General features: G+C 66.8%; 17 protein-coding genes. 14 read left to right on the top strand and 3 right to left on the bottom strand.

The window, feature by feature from the left end; translation table 11 throughout:
• Positions 1-438, top strand: a 438-nt coding sequence (gene msrB, locus MTR62_RS16130; protein ID WP_407672695.1) for a peptide-methionine (R)-S-oxide reductase MsrB, incomplete at its 5' end; no start/stop codon positions are given.
• 368 nt (positions 439-806) lie between these two features.
• Here msrB and MTR62_RS16125 read toward each other — a convergent pair.
• Positions 807-2,240 carry a DUF6880 family protein gene (locus MTR62_RS16125; protein WP_244022806.1) on the bottom strand — a complete coding sequence of 478 codons (1,434 nt, stop codon included), beginning with the start codon at positions 2,238-2,240 and terminating at the stop codon, positions 807-809.
• A 114-nt stretch (positions 2,241-2,354) separates the two neighbouring features.
• On the bottom strand, positions 2,355-2,660 hold the full coding sequence (locus MTR62_RS16120) for a hypothetical protein (RefSeq protein ID WP_244022804.1): 306 nt from the start codon (positions 2,658-2,660) through the stop codon (positions 2,355-2,357).
• 164 nt (positions 2,661-2,824) lie between these two features.
• Here MTR62_RS16120 and MTR62_RS16115 point away from each other — a divergent pair, with 164 nt between their 5' ends.
• The 9 genes from MTR62_RS16115 (at position 2,825) to speD (ending at position 10,790) form a co-directional block, all read left to right on the top strand.
• The gene (locus MTR62_RS16115) at positions 2,825-3,145 is read left to right on the top strand and encodes a ribonuclease E inhibitor RraB (RefSeq protein ID WP_244022802.1); all 321 of its coding nucleotides are present in this window, start codon (positions 2,825-2,827) and stop codon (positions 3,143-3,145) included.
• 575 nt (positions 3,146-3,720) lie between these two features.
• Positions 3,721-4,722 carry an SPFH domain-containing protein gene (locus MTR62_RS16110; protein WP_244022800.1) on the top strand — a complete coding sequence of 334 codons (1,002 nt, stop codon included), beginning with the start codon at positions 3,721-3,723 and terminating at the stop codon, positions 4,720-4,722.
• A 141-nt stretch (positions 4,723-4,863) separates the two neighbouring features.
• Positions 4,864-5,544, top strand: a complete 681-nt coding sequence (locus MTR62_RS16105; protein WP_244022798.1) for a DUF4178 domain-containing protein — start codon at positions 4,864-4,866, stop codon at positions 5,542-5,544.
• Entirely contained in the window at positions 5,541-6,815 is a 1,275-nt protein-coding gene (locus tag MTR62_RS16100) for a DUF4178 domain-containing protein (protein ID WP_244022796.1), read from the top strand. The genes MTR62_RS16105 and MTR62_RS16100 overlap by 4 nt, the downstream gene beginning before the upstream one ends.
• Positions 6,816-6,819: 4 nt before the next feature.
• Complete coding sequence (locus MTR62_RS16095; RefSeq protein WP_244022794.1) at positions 6,820-6,966, top strand: hypothetical protein; 147 nt, start codon at positions 6,820-6,822, stop codon at positions 6,964-6,966.
• Between the two features lie 31 nt (positions 6,967-6,997).
• Positions 6,998-7,207 (top strand): DUF350 domain-containing protein, encoded by a 210-nt coding sequence (locus MTR62_RS16090; protein ID WP_244022792.1) that lies wholly within the window; start codon positions 6,998-7,000, stop codon positions 7,205-7,207.
• Positions 7,208-7,215: 8 nt separating this feature from the next.
• Positions 7,216-8,763: a polyamine aminopropyltransferase gene (locus MTR62_RS16085; protein ID WP_244022808.1), complete on the top strand. Its 1,548-nt coding sequence runs from the start codon at positions 7,216-7,218 to the stop codon at positions 8,761-8,763.
• Positions 8,753-10,396 (top strand): FAD-dependent oxidoreductase, encoded by a 1,644-nt coding sequence (locus MTR62_RS16080; RefSeq protein WP_244022790.1) that lies wholly within the window; start codon positions 8,753-8,755, stop codon positions 10,394-10,396. Before MTR62_RS16085 ends, MTR62_RS16080 begins: the two co-directional genes overlap by 11 nt.
• A 1-nt stretch (position 10,397) precedes the next feature.
• Positions 10,398-10,790 (top strand): adenosylmethionine decarboxylase, encoded by a 393-nt coding sequence (gene speD, locus MTR62_RS16075; RefSeq protein WP_244022788.1) that lies wholly within the window; start codon positions 10,398-10,400, stop codon positions 10,788-10,790.
• Positions 10,791-10,965: 175 nt separating this feature from the next.
• On the opposite strand, the gene rtcR is transcribed toward speD, so the two are convergent.
• Positions 10,966-12,570: an RNA repair transcriptional activator RtcR gene (rtcR, locus tag MTR62_RS16070; RefSeq protein ID WP_244022786.1), complete on the bottom strand. Its 1,605-nt coding sequence runs from the start codon at positions 12,568-12,570 to the stop codon at positions 10,966-10,968.
• Positions 12,571-12,848: 278 nt separating this feature from the next.
• On the opposite strand from rtcR, the gene MTR62_RS16065 reads away from it, so the two are divergent.
• The 4 genes from MTR62_RS16065 to MTR62_RS16050 all read left to right on the top strand — a co-directional run.
• Positions 12,849-14,399 carry a vWA domain-containing protein gene (locus MTR62_RS16065; RefSeq protein WP_244022785.1) on the top strand — a complete coding sequence of 517 codons (1,551 nt, stop codon included), beginning with the start codon at positions 12,849-12,851 and terminating at the stop codon, positions 14,397-14,399.
• Positions 14,400-14,887: 488 nt separating this feature from the next.
• A complete protein-coding gene (locus tag MTR62_RS16060) occupies positions 14,888-16,114 on the top strand; it encodes an RtcB family protein (protein WP_244022783.1) in 1,227 nt (408 codons plus the stop codon).
• Positions 16,115-16,151: 37 nt separating this feature from the next.
• Positions 16,152-16,937 (top strand): nucleotidyltransferase domain-containing protein, encoded by a 786-nt coding sequence (locus MTR62_RS16055; protein WP_244022780.1) that lies wholly within the window; start codon positions 16,152-16,154, stop codon positions 16,935-16,937.
• A partial coding sequence (locus MTR62_RS16050) for an RNA 3'-terminal phosphate cyclase (protein WP_327194423.1) occupies positions 16,934-17,509 on the top strand: 576 nt, incomplete at its 3' end. The genes MTR62_RS16055 and MTR62_RS16050, both read left to right, overlap by 4 nt.

Below are 17,509 nucleotides of genomic sequence, written 5' to 3'. Positions count from 1 at the left end.
GCGGCGGGCGTGCTGGCCGCGCTGGGGGCCGGCCGGGCCGAGGCCAAGACCTATCCGGTCCATTTCACCGAAGCGCAGTGGAAGGCGCGGCTCACCCCGCTCCAGTTCGGTATCCTGCGCCAGCACGGCACCGAACGTTCGTTCACCTCGCCGCTCAATTCGGAAAAGCGTAAGGGAACCTTCGTCTGCGCGGCCGACCGCCATCCCCTGTTCAGCTCGCAGACCAAGTACGACAGCCATACCGGCTGGCCCAGCTTCTGGCGCCCGCTGCCCGGCGCGATCGGCACCTCGCAGGACTACACGCTCGCCTACCCGCGTACCGAAGTGCACTGCGCGCGCTGCGGCGGGCATCTGGGCCACGTGTTCGACGACGGGCCACGCCCGACCGGCAAGCGTTACTGCATGAACGGTGCAGCGATGCTGTTCGAGCCGGGTTGAACTGTCCGTTGACAGCCAAGCTGGCCTGGCAAATCGGGAACATCCGGGGTTTGTCACAAGGCGNCTGCATGAACGGTGCAGCGATGCTGTTCGAGCCGGGTTGAACTGTCCGTTGACAGCCAAGCTGGCCTGGCAAATCGGGAACATCCGGGGTTTGTCACAAGGCGTTGACAGGGTTCTTGCCCGATGTGCCCGTTTTTTGACAACCAGTCTGCCTGGCCCTTCTAGAGCGGTTTTCGATCAGATTGCATCAGATCTACCGCTCTAGGCTTTTGTTTTAACGCATTTTCTGAACCGTCAGGTGTTTTCACCTGACTGGAAAATGCTCTAAACCAATGGTTTAGCGGGGTTGGGCAATCTCTCATCGCTCAACTTTTCCAGAACCCGCTTTTCCTCCCATGGTTCGCCTTGAGTGATGCCACGTACACCTCGTGGTCGGCATGGTCGCCGAACGCATCGATCTTGCCGGCAAGATACGCGCAGGTCTGCAAGTGGCGGGCGGCGTGGGGGTAGCGTTTGGCGCGGGCCCTATCGAGGGCGAAGTCGATCATGGCGCGCAGCAGAAGGGTCGCTGCAAGCGGATGTTTGGGCTCGAGCACTTCGGCCGCGGGGGTGAGTAGCCAGTAGTGGTCTCCGTCGATTTCATCGGGCCGCGCCAGGATCAATTCGGCGGCGGCATCGAGCGCAGGCCACTCGACCAGGAATGCCAACGCCTGATGGAAACCGGAGAACCCGCGCGCATGGGCGAGGGCGCGCTCCTCGGCTTCCATGTCGTCGAAGTCGGGCAGTCGCTTGATGTAGGCTTTCAGGTACTCGGCATCGAGCGTGCGTTCGAACACGTCCCACCGCTCGTGCTGTGCCGTTTCGGATTGTCCAGCTGCTTCGAGCGCATCGATCCGAACCTTCTGCCATTCAGGCCAGCGACCGCCTTCGCGCAACTCGGCGGGGGCCTGGTCAAGGGCTGCCAATGCCTCGTCTGCGCGTCCGGCATCGAGCAGCCTTCGCGCGATCTGCGCGGCAATCGCCGGGTTCGTGCGCTCGTCATTGGACTGCAGTGCGACGAACCCATCGACGTCGCCCAAAGCATCGGCGATTTCAGCGAGCGTGCGTTTGATGAGGCGCGTGTGATGGCGGGCCTTGTAATCGTCTTCGTAGATCGTTCCTTGTGAACCGTAGCCGATGATCCTGCGGGCTTTGCCTTTCGGCGCGACCGGTGGGTTTTTGGCCAGGGCCTCGAATTTCGTTTTCAGGATGCCAAGTCCGGGCGGCCCGAGGGCTGGCGCCATCAGCGAGATCAGACCGTCGAACTGGCCGTAGTCGTTATCGCATGTGCCGGTGAAGACAAGCTCGGCCAACCGTTCGGCGCTGAAACCGGATGGCGCGGCCATTTCGCCAAGGTTTGTCAGGACCTCCTCGAGAACGCCGCCCACGATACCGTTGCTATCATCACATCGCTCGTGGATCGACGGGGCCATTTCGAGCATGCGCCAGAGCAAGTCGAAGGCTTCGGACGTCGCACTTGGCGCCACATGCGTCATGATGGCTGTCCGCTGGGTCTCGAGGTCCTGTGCCAGTGAACGGATCTTGCGCCAGTCGACGAAACCCCGCGCGCGGGCGATCGCGACGAGACGCTTGCGCACTTCGGCGGCGACGTCTTCGCCGCCGCCCTGGCTTGCCAGTTCAAGACGCAGGCGCCGCTTCATCGCGGCGTCACCTTGCGCAAGTTCGATCAGCAGCGCTGCGAGTCTCTCGGCGCCCAGTGCGGCAAGGTTGGTGGTGTTGAGTGTCTTCGATCGGGCCATGCGCCGTCTTTGTTCGCTGGATCGCGTAGGTCAACGGCGAATAAGCCTTGGCGTGGACTTGTCGCTCCGAGGCCGGCCCGTGATCTGTGCCGCGGATTGAGAGGCTCTGTTTGACTAGCCGCCAGCAACGGCTAAGCGGTGCCTATGACGGCATCTGACCTCGAAAATCTGCTTGTAACGCGCCTCGTCCGGGAAAGAGGGGGCACGTCCCAGACATGGCGCCGGGCGCTTGGCAAAGTCATCGTGCGCGACACGAAGACGCATCCCCATTGCAATTGGGATGTCCGGCTCAGCGGCACCGATGCGCAGCGCGCTGCGATCGAAAGCCTGCTCGATGACGTGCGCCTTGAATATTCGATCGTGGCCGCTGGCTGAGCGCCCGATGGCATACGGCCGCCAGCGGTCGGACAGGAAGCTCATGGGACATTGTGCTCGGTCTGCTTCGGAGCAGCGATTTAGAATAGCCGACGTTCCTGCCGCCGGTACCAATGTCGGTTGCGGCCCCGTTGCGGGCGTTCGTAGCTCCCCAAGTCTTGCCCGAAAGAAGCCTTTCATTCACATAGAGGCATTCATCAGAGGCGCCTATGTCGCTGCTTGAAGAGAACGCCGATATTCTTGCAGGAATGGAACGAGAGGGCAGCGATCTTGGTCCCGCGCGATCAGTCGATTTTTCGCACATTTTCCCGGATCAACCTTCCGCAGAAGCGTTCGCAGCCGAGTGCCAGCGAGACGGGTTTAAGATCGACATTGCGGAAATCGATCGGGACGAAGACCCGTGGGATGTGGCGGTTTCGACCGACATCCAGCCTTCAGCCGTGAACATTACCGCTTGGGAGGAGCGCTTCGATGCTCGCGCCGAGACTTATGGTGGTCGGTCGGATGGTTGGGGGTTCCTGCGAGTATAATCGACTGTTTTCTGCCACTCGTGGACCGCAACCTGTCCGTCTCAAATCCAGCGCTTATAGTCCTTCGCATCCATTGGATTGGAGTAGCTTTGATCTTGTGACGCGCAAAGCCAAATGTCCGCAATCGGCCCTGTGCTGAAATTCCGCCAGGCGCCCGATCAGGCCGTCCGGTTCGCTTGGCGACGGAGGCGCAAAAGTAAGCTGCACAAAACTGCGCGGGCAGGCTTTGCCTTGCTGCGGTCGCGTTCACTTGAATGTTGCCGAGGGGGGGGCTTCGCGTCTAGTGGATTGATTTTGACATTTGCATCCCCTGGCGGCTGGGATGGGTCTGCACATGTCAAAATCGTAAAATCTACTAGAATCGAACCACTAGCTGATGGCTGGCGAAGATTTAACCCAAGACCTCTTGCGGGCAGACTTCGTGTCACTCCGGGCAAGGTTTAGTGTCAAGGGATTTGAACGTCTCTTCGAAAAACGAATTCGAACGGGCGCAATCGGGTGTTGGTCCGGTTGGGTTTGCATTGCAGGGGGCAACCTCCTTATTACCGTAGCAACGCGGTAATCGAGAGGGCGGCATGTTCGATTTTCTTCGCAAGCAATTCGTCGACGTTATCGAATGGCTCGAAAAGCCCGGCGAACTGGCCTGGCGCGTGCCGTTCGAGGATCGCGAGATCCAGAACGGTGCGCAGCTCACCGTGCGCGAGGGGCAGCGCGCGGTCTTCGTCAACGAAGGCTGCGTGGCGGACATCTTCGAGGCCGGGTTGCACACACTCGACACCGCCAACCTGCCCCTGCTCACCAGCCTGATGAACTGGGACAAGGGCTTCCGTTCGCCCTTCAAGTCCGACGTGGTGTTCCTGTCGGGCAAGGAGCAGACCGGGCTCAAGTGGGGCACCGCGCAGCCGGTGACGGTGCGCGATGCCGAATTCGGTGCGCTGCGCCTGCGTGCCTTCGGTTCGTACTCGTTCCGCGTGGCGGATGCCGAGACTTTCGTTGAACGCGTGGTCGGCACGCTCGAAGGGGTGACCGTGCCCGCGCTCGAGCCCCAGCTTCGCGCGGCGATCCAGACCGCGATCGCCACCGCGCTCGGCGGCGGGGGCATTGCCTTCCTCGATCTTGCCGCCAACCAGAGCGCGCTGTCCGAACGGATCAAGCACGAAGTCGACACCGCCTTCGCGCAGTGGGGGCTGGAATGCCTCAGCTTCTACGTCGAGAGCGTGTCTTTGCCCGAGGCCGTCCAGGCCCATCTCGACAAGGGGTCCTCGATGCGCGTGTTGGGGGACCTTGCACAATACACCCGCTTCCAGACCGCCGAGGCGATCGAGCAGGCGGCGGGGCAAGACACCGGGCTGGCCGGACTGGGCGCGGGCGTTGCCGCAGCCAGCGCGCTGGGCGGGGCGATGAGCGGTGCCGGTGCCGGTATGGGCGTTGGCGCGGGCAGTTTCAGTGCGCGAGCCGAGCCAGTCGAAGACCCCATCGCCACGATCGAGAAGCTCCACAAGCTGGTCACGCTCGGCGCGCTCAGCCAGGAGGAATTCGACGCCAAGAAGGCTGAGCTGCTCGCCCGCATCCGCTAGAGCGGTTGTTGATCCGACTGCATCGGATCGACCGCTCTAGACCTTTGTCTTGACGCATTTTCTGAATCGCCAGGTGATTTCACCTGACGGGAAAATGCTCTAGCTTTCGTTCTTGCCTTTCGCGCGTCAGGGGGATTTCGCGTGCCATCCATCACCTGTCCGTCCTGCGGGGCGGGGCTCGAAGCGAGCAGCGCCGCGCTGCCCTATTCGACCTGCCCCTATTGCCAGTCGCTCGTGCTCCACTCGGCGCTCGGGGTGGAGGACATGGGCAAGGTCGCGGTGCTCCCCTTCGATATGTCGCCGGTGCAGCTGGGCACGCGCTTTCGCGTCGAGGGGCAGGCGCTCACCACACTTGGCCGGGTGCGCTGGGGGTGGAGCGGGGGCGCCTGGAACGAATGGCTGCTTGAAAGCGGCGATGGCGCGCCGCTATGGCTGGGCGAGGCGATGGGCCTGTTCATGCTCACGCGTGAGCGGCCTGAACTGCTCGGCGATCCGCTGGTCGAGGCCTTCGCGCGGGGTGAGCCGATCGAACCGGGCCACGCCATCCTCGTCGATGGTACGGTGCAGCGCGCCACCGACGTCAAGACCGCGCAGTGCCTTGGCAGCGAGGGCCAGCTGCCCTTTGCGACATTGCCCGGAACGCAGCTCGTCAACGCCGATTTCCGCAGCCGCACCGGCTCGGCGCTCTCGCTCCAGAAGGTGGGAGGCGCGGTCAGTGCGTGGTACGGCCAGTGGTACGAACTGGCCGATCTTGCGCCCCAAGGCGTGCGCGCGCTCGACGGCTGGCCCTTGCCCGCCGCTTTTGAGGGAAGCAGGCGATGAGCGCGCCGCACGCGCCAAAGGCCCCCCGCACGCTGGCCTGCCCCAATTGCGGCGGCACGCTCGCGCTCGAGGCGGCGGGGCTCACGGTCAACCTGGGGTGCCGCTACTGCGGGTCGCTGCTCGACGTTTCGCGCCCCGAAGTCGAACTCATCCGCAAGTACAACCGGGCCAGGGCCCGCTTTGCCATCGACCTTGGCCAGCGCGGCCGCCTGTTCGGGGAAGACTGGGCGGTGATCGGGGCGATCAAGCGCAAGGACCAGAGCGACAACTGGTCCGAATACCTGCTCTACAACCCCTATGTCGGTTACCGCTGGCTGGTCGAATACCAGGGCGAATGGCAGTTCGGGACCCTGCTGCTCGACCTGCCCGAGGGCGATGATCGCGCGGTGACCTGGCGCGGCGAGCGTTACACCCGCCAGTGGTCCGAGCAGGAAGCGGTGACCGGCACGGTGACCGGCGAATTCTACTGGCGCATCGCCAACGGGGACCGCGCGCGCTGTCTGTCCTTCGCGCGCGGCGAGACCGTGCTGTCGCGTGAAAGCGTCGAGGACGAGGTCACCTGGACCCAGCTCGTCCCGGTCGAGGCCGACGAGGTTCGCAGCGCCTTTGCCATCGATGGCCGCCGGATGCCGCGCAAGCCCCGCCCGACGCCGTCCTCGGGGTTCCTGCGGCCCGCCGGGATGGAGGCGGACGATCTGGGGCCGATGCTGCTTGTCGGGCTGGCGGCGGCGATCCTGACCCTGCTCGTCATGGTCTTCATCGCCGGACCGGTCGATCGCGCCTCGAGCGTGATCGCAGCGCCCTATGGCATGACACGGGAGGGCATCAAGGTCGGCTCGATCACGGTCGGGCGCGACCATCAGTTCGTGCGCATCACCGCGCGCGGACGCGAATTCGACAACCGCTGGGTCGATCTCGACTACAGTCTGGTCGACCGCGCCAGCGGACAGGCGGTGACCGGCTACGGCCTTGTCGAACACTATTCGGGGCGCGATTCGGACGGCAACTGGAGCGAAGGCAACCGCCGCGCCGACACCCTGCTCGGCGGGGTCGCGCGCGGCACCTACGATCTCTATGTTGATGCCGGTGCCCACGCATGGCCGGTGGACCTCGCGGTGGGCCCTGCGCCCGGCTGGAGCCTCGCCGAGCAGATCCCGGTGACGATCACCGCCGAGGCCGGCGGGCTGCCCTGGGGTAACTGGATCACCTTGCTGATCTTCCTGTTCATTCCGCCGGGCATCATCGTCTGGCACCGTTTCCGGAATTCGTGAGCCGATGACCGCGCGCCTTGTCCTCTACACGATCTTCGCCGCCCTGCTCGCGGGGCTCACGCTGTTGTCCTCGTTCTACGCCTGGTCACCCTATTCGGACGAGGACCACCACCCCCACGGCGCCGTCTACGTGCGCCCGATGCACAAATGATCCGCCTTTCGCGCCACAGGAGCCTGCCACCATGCTGACCCTTTCCGTGTTTCTCGCCACGCTGCTCTATGCGGTGCTGGGGATCGTGATCTTCATCGTGTCCTTCGTGCTGGTCGACAAGCTGACGCCGGGCGAACTGTGGCGCGAGATCATCGAGCGCAAGAACATGGCGGTGGCGCTGCTGGCCGGCGCGGTCGCCATCGGCATCTCGAACATCATCGCGGCTGCGGTCCACGGCTGATCGTGGCGATGGACGAAGGCACCGTGCCCGAGGGCGGCGTGCCGGCCCGCGCGCCCGCGCCGCTGGCGATCATCCTGCTGGTCTCGGTCCTGGTCGTGGCGACCTGCGGGCTGATCTACGAACTGCTGGCCGGGACGCTGGCGAGCTACCTTTTGGGCGACAGCGTCACCCAGTTCTCGACCGTGATCGGCAGCTACCTGTTCGCGATGGGCATCGGCAGCTGGCTTTCGCGCCATGTCCGGCGCGATGCGATCGGGGTCTTCGTGCGGGTCGAGATCCTGATCGCGGCGCTGGGCGGCTGGTCGGCGGCGGGGCTGTTCCTGCTGTTTCCGCTGGTCGGCGATTTTCGCATCGCGCTCTACGCGCTGGTGCTGGCGATCGGCGTGCTGGTCGGGCTCGAAATTCCGCTGCTGATCCGCATCCTGCGCCACCGCTTTGCCTTTCGCGAGCTGGTCTCCAACGTGCTGACTTACGATTACGTCGGCGCGCTGATCGCCTCGCTGCTGTTTCCGCTGGTGCTGGTGCCGCGCCTGGGGATGATCCGCACTGGCTTCGTCTTCGGCCTTGCCAACGTCGCGGTGGCGCTCGCGCTGCTGGTCGTGCTGCGCCACCAGCGCCGGGTCGCGGCCGATGCGCTGGCCGCGCTGGTCGTGGCGGCGAGCCTCGTCGCCGGGCTCTTTGGCGCCGAGACGATGCAGCGCTGGTCCGAGGTCGCCTTTTATCAGGAGCCGGTGATCTACGCGCGCTCGACCCCCTACCAGCGCATCGTCATCACCCGCCAGGACGGCGACATGCGGCTGTGGCTGAACGGCAACCTGCAGTTTTCGACCCGCGACGAGTATCGCTACCACGAGGCGCTGGTCTGGCCGGTGCTCGGCCGTGTGGCCCGGCCGCGCCAGGTCCTGATCCTGGGCGGGGGCGATGGCCTCGCCGCGCGCGAGGTGCTGCGCGACAAGCGGGTCGAGCGGATCACGCTGGTCGATCTCGATCCTGAAATGACCCGCCTGTTTCGCGATACCCCCGAGCTCGCCCGGCTCAACGACCATGCGCTGTCCTCCCCGCGCCTGACGCTGCACCACGCCGATGCGTTCAACTGGGTGCGGCGTGCGCAAGGGACATACGATGCGATCATCGTCGATTTTCCCGATCCCACCGCCTTCTCGCTCGGCAAGCTCTACACGGTGAGCTTCTACCGCCAGGTCGCGCGCCTTCTCGCACCGCACGGGGTGATGACCGTGCAGAGCACTTCGCCGCTGGTCGCGCCGCGTTCGTACTGGACCGTGGCAAGCACGCTCGAAGCGGCCGGGCTCACCGCGCGCGGGTACCATGCCTATGTGCCCAGTTTTGGCGAATGGGGCTATACGCTGGCCGCGCATACCGCGCTGTCGGATGCGGTCCACCTGCCCGCGCACTTGCGTTTCCTGACGCCCGCGACCGAGCGCGCGATGTTCGATTTCCCCCCCGACATGGCGCGCCGCCCGACCCCGGTTAACCGGCTCGACAACCAGGCGCTGGTGCGCAGTTTCGCGCAGGAATGGGGCAAGTATGAAGGCTGAGCCCACCCGCCGCACGGTGCTCGCCTCGGGGGCCGGGCTCGCCGGAGGGCTGGCGGGCAGTCTGGCTTTGGGTGGCTGTGGTGAGGCGCCGCTCGCCGGTACACTGCCCGGTACTCTGGGCGGGGCGGACTGGCAGCGCGGGCATCTCCTGCGCGATGGCAAGCTGCCCGAACCTACCGGCGCGGTCGAGGAGGCCGGGCTGGTGATCGCGGGGGGCGGGGTCGCCGGGCTCGCTGCGGGCTGGCGGCTGGCCGAGGCGGGGCTTGCCGATTTCACCCTGTTCGAACTGGAGGACCGCGTCGGCGGCAACGCGCGGTCGGGCCGCAACGCGGTGAGCGCCTACCCGCTCGGCGCGCATTATCTGCCCGTGCCAAACCGCGAGGCGCGCGCGCTGCGCCACATGCTCGGCCAGTTCGGGATGATCGTGGGTGAGGACGCGAACGGCGCGCCGCGCTACGATCCCTACCAGCTCTGCGCCGATCTGGAGGAGCGCCTGCTGTGGCGCGGGCGCTGGCAGGAGGGCCTGTTCCCGAGCGGAGGCCTGCCCAGCGCCGAACTGCGCCAGCGCGCCATGTTCGAGGCGCGCATGGCGCAGTACCGCGCGCTGGTGGGGGAGGATGGACGGCCCGCCTTCGCGATTCCCATGGCGCTGTCGAGCGCGGACGCGGACTTGCGCGCGCTCGACGCGCTGGACTTTGCCGCCTGGCTCGATCGCGAAGGCTTCACCGCGCCGTCGCTGCGCGCGTACTTGCGCTACTGCTGCCGCGACGATTACGGCAGCGAACCTGAACATGTCTCGGCCTGGGCGGGTATCCACTACTTCGCGGCGCGGCGCGGCTGGGCGAGCGGGGAGGATGGCGACCGCGAACTGACCTGGCCCGAAGGCAACGGGCGGCTGGTGCAGCGCATGGCGCAGCGCATCGCACCGCACCTTACCCCGGCGCATTCGGTCTTCGCGATCCGGCCCGGTGCCGACGGCCGCCCGCTCATCGACGTGTTCGATCATGCCGCGCGCCGCAGCCGTCGCCTGCGCGCGCGCGCGGTGATCGTTGCCATGCCGCACTTCGTCGCCGCGCGGGTTGCGCCGGCCTTCGCAAAGGCCGGCGCGATGGCTTACGCGCCCTGGGTGGTCGCCAACGTCACCGTCGATCGCCCGCCGCGCGGACCCGGAACACCGCTGGCCTGGGACAACGTGTCGCACGCGAGCGAATCGCTCGGCTACGTCGTCGCCACCCACCAGAGCCAGAGCGCCGATGGCGGCCCCACTGTGCTGACCTGGTATCTCCCGCTTTCGAGGGAAACCCCCAAGGCCGCGCGCAAGATCCTGATGACCCGCACGCTGGCGCAGTGGCAGGCCATGGTGCGCGACGACCTCCTGACGATGAACCCCGATCTCGACGGCGCGATCCGGCGGATCGACGTGTGGCGCTGGGGCCATCCGATGATCCGCCCTTCGCCCGGCTTCCTCACCGAACCCGCCCGCCTCGCCGCTGAGGCCGCCCGCCCGCCGGTGGTCTTTGCCAATTCCGACATGAGCGGCCTCTCGCTCTTCGAAGAAGCGCACTACCGCGGCGTTCTCGCCGCCGAAGCCTCGCTTCGCCACCTCGGCCACCCCTTTCAGAGTCTCGCCTGACATGCCGCACAGCCCCGACAACAGCCTCCACCTCGTCGCCGACATCGAAGGCGCGCGCGGCCTCGACGATTGCGCCGCGATCGAGGCCATCCTGCGTGAGGCCGCCGCGGCCGCCCGCGCGCGCGTGCTCGACGTGCGCCTCCATCCTTTCGGGCCGGGCATGGGGGTGACCGGGGTCGCGCTCCTCGCCGAATCGCACATCTCGATCCACACCTGGCCCGAACACGGCCTCGCCGCCGTCGACCTCTTCGTGTGCGGGGTGCGCGCGGATGCCGAAGCCGGGCTGGCGGTGATCGTGCGCAAGCTTGGCGGGCGGGTGCGCGGGCGGCGGGCTATCCGGCGGTTTGCGGACGTGGGGAGGGAAGAGGTTTTGCAAGGGGTTACCACCCCTTGACCCCCGAACTGTCGCGCGCAGTCCTCTCCGGCATCTTTGCGCAACGACGGTGAGGGCGGGGTAACACGGAACCCGAGGGCAAAGCTCTCGGCTTCAAAAGCCTTTGCGGCGCTGCGCTTCACCGGCAAGGGCCACCCTCTACAGTCATGGGGTCAAGGGGTGGTAACCCCTTGAATCACGATTTCAAATCTTCCCCTTCCAACATCCCCCAGCGCAACCCGAACCGCGCCAGGTACTTGCGCAGGCGGTCCGCGTCGTTGGTGCTGGTGCGCTGTGTGCGCGAGGCGGCGAAGAGCGTGCGGCCCGCTTCGGAGAGCGAGCGCGACTGGCGGCAGGTATCGATCACGAAGGCGAGCTGGACGCGGTCGAACGGGTCGAGCGCGGTGAGCGCGGCGTCGTCGAGCAGGTCGTCGAGCCCGTCGCGGGTCGGTCCAGCAGCGCCCCAGAGGCGTTGGAGGCGGGCGATCTCGGCGGTGACGGTGGCGGTGTCGATGCGGCCTTTGGGGGCGAAGGTGGCCATGCGCGTGACGCTGGCGGCAAGGTCGCGAAAGTTGCCTTTCCACGGCGCGCGCGGATCGGTGGCGAAGGCGAGGTAGGCTTCGCGCGCCTCGCGGTTGAACGAGATGCGCTCACCCTCGCGTTCGGCGTGGCGGTCGAGCTCGTAGTCGAGGTTGGGGGCGATGTCCTCGCGCCGCTGGGCGAGGCCGGGCAGGGTGAAGGTCCACAAGTTGAGCCGGGCGAACAGGTCCTCGCGGAAGGTGCCTTGCGCGACGCCTTGCGCCAGATCGCGGTTGGTCCCGGCGATGAGCTGGAAGTCGCTGTCCACCTCGCGGTCGGCGCCGACGGGGAGGAAGCGCTTGTCCTCGATCGCGCGCAGGATCATCGCCTGTTCGTCGAGCCCGAGTTCGCCGATCTCGTCGAGGAACAACATGCCCTTGTCGGCGCCGCGCAGCAGCCCTTCGCGCGCGGTGGCCGCGCCGGTGAAGGCGCCGCGTGTGTGCCCGAAGAGCGCGGACATCGCGCCATCGCCGCGCAAGGTGGCGCAGTTGACCTCGACGAAGGCGCCCGCGACCTGGCGCTTGAGTTTCTTGAGCTGGTGGATGCGGCGCGCCAGCTGGCTCTTGCCCGCGCCGGTGGGGCCCATCAGCAGGATCGGGGCGCGGCTGCGCGCGGCGACCTGTTCGATCTCCTCGATCATGGCGTTGAAGGCCCGGCTTTGCGTCTCGATCCCCGATTTCAGGAACGAGGTGCCCTGCGCGCGGTCTTCGGCAAAGCGGGTGGCGATCGAATCGTAGCGCGACAGGTCAAGGTCGATGATCGCCCAGCTGCCCGGCGCCGCGCCGTCTACTCGCCGGGCGGGCTGGGTCTGGATCAGGCGGCCGGGCAGATAGTGCGCTTCGGTGAGCAGGAACAGGCAGATCTGCGCGACGTGGGTGCCGGTGGTGATGTGGACGAGCAGGTCTTCGGCTTCGGGATCGAGGTCGAGCGCGCGCGCGAAGTCGAGCAGCTTGCCGTAGACTTCCTCAAAATCCCAGGCGTCGTCGAAGTTGATGACCTGACGCTCGACCCGTGTTTCGGGCGAGACCGAGGCGATGTCCTCGCTCACCTGATCGGCCAGCCGGCGATGCATGGCGGCGTGGATCATCACGAAACGCTCGATGCGCAGGTCCTCGTGCATCGCGAGCGCGACCGAGGGGCGCCACTTGCTCCAGCGTGAGGGTCCGAACTTCGCGGCATCGAGCGTGGAGCCCAGGAAGCTGACGACGGTAAGCGGTTTCATGATCGCAGGGGATACAAGCTTATTCTGTAGGATACAAAACTTTTGAAAGTCTCTGAAAGGCGCCTTGCGCGCAAACGGCAGGATCACCCCGAAAACCCTCGGAAAACCGCGAAATCTGAAAAAAGTGCGAAGGCGCGGGGCGGTTTGGCACGCGGCCTGCAATTCCTTAGCCTGCCGGGTCGGTCGAACAGCCCGGTCATGCGGAAACGGGAACAAGGGGCGGCCGGAATGGGCTGGCCGCCCCACGGCCCGAAACAGCGGAAGAAAGGAAGGCGATCATGGCTCTTGCGCGTCTCTTTGCAAACAAGGCGGCTCTCGTGGCCCCGCGCGCCGATGCGGTGAACCATGAAGGGGGCGCGGCCTACGCCTACGCCCCCGAGGAACGGCTGGCGCAACTGGCCATGACCGGCACGCTGGGCGATGGCGCTTACGCCGCCGCCGAGGCGCAGCTGGTCGATCTGCTCGACGCGGCGCGCGGCTGCGACCCGCTCTTCGTTGCCAGGGCCGCGGTTCACGCCCGCAAGGCCGGGGCGATGAAGGACGCGCCCGCGCTGCTTACCGCTTACCTCACCGTGGCCGAGCCCGACCTTGCGGTTCGTGTGTTTGGCCGCACGATCGACAACGCGCGTATGCTGCGCAGCTTCGTGCAGATCCTGCGCTCGGGCCAGGTCGGGCGGCGTTCGCTCGGCACACGGCCCCGGTGGCTGGTCCGGCAATGGCTCGAACAGGCCTCGACCGGCCAGTTGCTGCGCGCGGCGACCGGCACCGCGCCGAGCCTTGCCGACATCGTGCGGATGGTCCACCCCGCGCCCGCCACGCCCGAACGCCGCGCGTTCTACGGCTGGCTGATCGGCAAGCCTTACGATCAGGCCGCGTTGCCGCCGGAAATCGCCGGGTTCGAGGCGTGGAAGCGCGATCCCGCGCGCCCGCTGCCGCACGTGCCCTTCGAATGGCTGACGGCGCATCCGCTGACCCGCGAGCAGTGGGGCACGATCGCGCTCGAACGCATGGGCTGGCAGGCGCTGCGCATGAACCTCAACACGCTCGCGCGTCAGGGTGCGTTCGATGTGCCGGGGGTGGTGCAGGGCGTCGCGGCGCGGCTGGCGGACGCGGACGCGATCGCCTCTGCGCGGGTCCTGCCCTACCAGCTCATGGTTGCCATGAATGAAGTGGGCGAGGGCGTGCCGCTGGCGGTGCAGGCCGCGCTCGAGCAGGCGCTCGAGGTGGCGCTGGGCCATGTCCCGGTGCTCGCCGGGCAGCTTGTGGTGTGCCCCGACGTTTCGGGTTCGATGCACTGGCCGGTGACCGGCTGGCGCAAGGGCGCGACCTCGAAGGTGCGCTGTATCGACGTGGCCGCGCTGGTGAGCGCCGCGCTGCTGCGGGCCAACCGCAAGGCGCGCGTGCTGCCCTTTGCCGAAACGGTCAAGCCGGTCTGGCTGCGATCGGGCGCGCGGCTGGCGGTCAACACGGCCAAGCTGGCCGCGCAGGGCGGCGGCGGGACCAATGTTTCGGCCCCGCTCGCCCGGCTCAACCGGCATGGGGCGCGGGTCGATACCGTGGTCATCGTCTCGGACAACCAGTCCTGGCTCGATCCCGCGCGGCACGGGGCCAGCGCCACCATGGCCGAGTGGGCCAGGCTCAAGGCGCGCAACCCGGCGGCCCGGCTGATCTGCATCGACATCGCGCCCTACGGCACGAGCCCGGTGCAGAGCGGCGCGGACATCCTCAACATCGGTGGTTTCACTGATGCCGTGTTCGATACGATGGCGCGCTTTGCTCAGGGGCAGGCGCGCAGCCGGGTCGAAATCATCGACGAAGTGGAGATCTGAATACCGAACACCCGCTCGCGCGGCGAATGCTGCAAGGACTACATTGCGTATGGTTGTCGCCGGTTCGAATCCGGCCCGCCTTTCGGGGCGGTAGCTCAGCGGTAGAGCCCCACTTCGTCCTTGCGAATTCTCGTCGCCGCCGGGCGGGCTTTCAGGCCGTGGCGAATGCCGGTGGGACTACATCCTCCAACGCATGAAGGTCCGACGCGAAAAGCGCCCCTATCCGAACTTATGCGAGGATACGGGAGATGCGGGTTCGAATCCCGCCGAACGGAAACGTAGCTTAAGGACCGCCGTCTCACCATTCCTGGTCGCCACGGCCACCCTCTTTTCAAGCGCTGGCGAATGCCGGCGGGACTACACGGGTAAGGGCCTCTGGCCCGAGCGGTTCAATTCCGCATCCGCCATCCGGGCCTTGCCGGGATCGCGGGAATGTCTCGCCAAACCTCGTTGCCGGCACCTATGACCTGTTTTCAAGGAGATCGGCCATGACCGAAACCCATTACGACGTGCAGGCGGTCGAAGGCGGCCAGCCGGTGAAGATGTGGACCCGCGGCGTGCCCGTGGACGACAAGGCGCGCGCGCAGCTCGCCAGCGCGGCGAAGATGCCCTTCATCTTTCGCCATGTGGCCGCCATGCCCGACGTTCATGTCGGTATCGGCGCGACGGTGGGATCGGTGATCCCGACCAAGGGCGCGGTGATCCCGGCAGCGGTGGGCGTCGACATCGGCTGCGGCATGATGGCCGCGCGCACCTCGCTCATGGCGCACGACCTGCCCGACACGCTGGAGGGTATCCGCGCCGCCATCGAGCAGGCGGTGCCGCATGGCCGGTCGGTCGGGCGGGGCAAGCGCGACCACGGTTCGTGGGGTGCGCCGCCGCCCGCCATCGTCGAGGCCTGGGCGACGCTGGCGGTTCGTTTCGAGCGGATCTGCGCCAAGTATCCCAGGCTCAAGAACACGAACACCCTCACGCACCTGGGCACGCTGGGCACGGGCAACCACTTCATCGAGCTGTGTCTCGACACCGAGGCGCGGGTGTGGGTGATGCTCCATTCCGGTTCGCGCGGGGTGGGCAACGCCATCGGCAGCTTCTTCATCGAACTGGCCAGGCAGGACATGCGCAAGTGGCATATCAACCTGCCCGACAAGGACCTGGCCTACTTCCCCGAAGGGACCGACCACTTCGACGACTATGTCGAGGCGGTGGGCTGGGCGCAGGACTTTGCCGCGCTCAACCGGCGGCTGATGATGGCCAACGTCATCACTGCGCTGCGCGGGCAGATCGCCAAGCCCTTCGAGGCCGAGCTGGAGGCGGTGAACTGCCACCACAACTACGTCAGCCGGGAAAACCACTTCGGCGAAAACGTGCTGGTCACCCGCAAGGGCGCGGTGCGCGCGGCGAAGGGGGTGCTGGGGATCATTCCGGGTTCGATGGGCGCGAAGTCGTTCATTGTGCGCGGGCTGGGCAACCCGGACAGCTTCGAGAGCTGTTCGCACGGCGCGGGCCGGGTGATGAGCCGGACCGAGGCGAAGAAGGCGGTCTCGCTCGCCGAGCATGTCGCCGACACGCAAGGGGTCGAATGCCGCAAGGACGCCAGCGTCCTCGACGAAACCCCGCGCGCCTACAAGCCGATCGAGGCGGTGATGGCGGCGCAGGCCGATCTCGTCGAGATCGTCCACACCTTGAAGCAGGTGGTCTGCGTGAAGGGGTGATCCCCTTCACGCCGATCCGGGAACGGGAGACCAAGCCGTGAATACGCTGCGTGCCGCTGACGTGAAGGCCGAGATCGAAGGCCGCCTGCTCGCTGTCGAACGTGAGGAGGGCGTGCGCCTGCTGCTTTGCGTGGAATCGGGATCGCGGGCCTGGGGCTTTCCCTCGCCCGACAGCGATTACGACGTGCGCTTCGTCTATGTGCGCGCGCGCGATGCCTACCTGGGCCTGCGTGCGCCGCGCGATGTGATCGAGCGCCCGATCCTCGATGACATCGACCTCAACGGCTGGGACCTGCGCAAGCTTCTGGCTCTGATGCTCAAGTCCAACGCGACCGTGAGCGAGTGGCTGGCCTCGCCCATCCGCTACCGGGCCGACGATCCCGTCATGGCGCGCGTGGCGGCGCTGGCCGATCGTCTGTTCGAGCCGCGCGGCGTCGCGCGTCACTACGCAAGCCTGTGCCGCAACGCGCTTGACCGCTGGCCCGAGCCAGGGGCAGCTATGGGGGTGAAGCGCTATTTCTACGCGCTGCGCCCGGCGCTGGCGCTGCGCGCCTTGCGCCGCGATCCGACCCGGCGCCCGCCGATGGACCTTGCCAGTCTGCTCGTGCGGGCGGGACTTGGCGCGTCGCTGGAAAGCCAGATCGCCGAACTGGTGGCGATCAAGACGCAAACGCGCGAGGCGGGGCCGGTGGCGCGCTACCCTGAACTCGATGCCTTAATCCGGGGCGAACTGGCGCAAGCGGGTGCCATCCCCGAACGCCCTTTGCCCGGCGATGCCGAGCAAAGCGCCGAAACCCTTTTGCTGGACTGTGTGAACACATGATCGAAATCGACGGATCCGAAGGGGAAGGCGGCGGGCAGGTCGTGCGCAACGCCTGCGCGCTCAGCCTTGTCACCGGGGCGCCCTTTCGCATTACCCATGTGCGTGGCAAGCGCTCCAAGCCGGGGTTGATGCGCCAGCACGTCACCGCGGTCGAGGCGGCGGCGGCGATCGGGCAGGCCGAGGTTTCCGGGCTGGCGGTCGGCTCGGACACGCTGACGTTCCGGCCCGGCAGCGTGGTGCCGGGTGAATACCACTTTGCCGTCGGCACCGCCGGTTCGACCGGGCTGGTGCTCCAGACGGTGCTGATGCCGCTGGTGCTGGCGGGGGCGCCTTCGCGCCTCGTGCTCGAAGGGGGGACGCACAACATGCTCGCCCCGCCGTTCGAGTTCATCGCGAAGAGCTTTCTGCCGGTGGTCAACCGCATGGGGCCGACCGTCCGCGCGCGGCTGGTGCGCCACGGGTTCTACCCGCGCGGCGGCGGGCGGATCGAGATCGACATCGCGCCCGCGACGCTGCAACCGATCGAGGCCTGCGAACGCGGCGCACCGACGGCGCGCAGCGGGCAGGCGCTC

Source organism: Novosphingobium organovorum, from assembly GCF_022832435.1.
Lineage (GTDB): Bacteria > Pseudomonadota > Alphaproteobacteria > Sphingomonadales > Sphingomonadaceae > Novosphingobium > Novosphingobium organovorum.
This window is presented reverse-complemented; position numbering and strand designations above follow the sequence as displayed.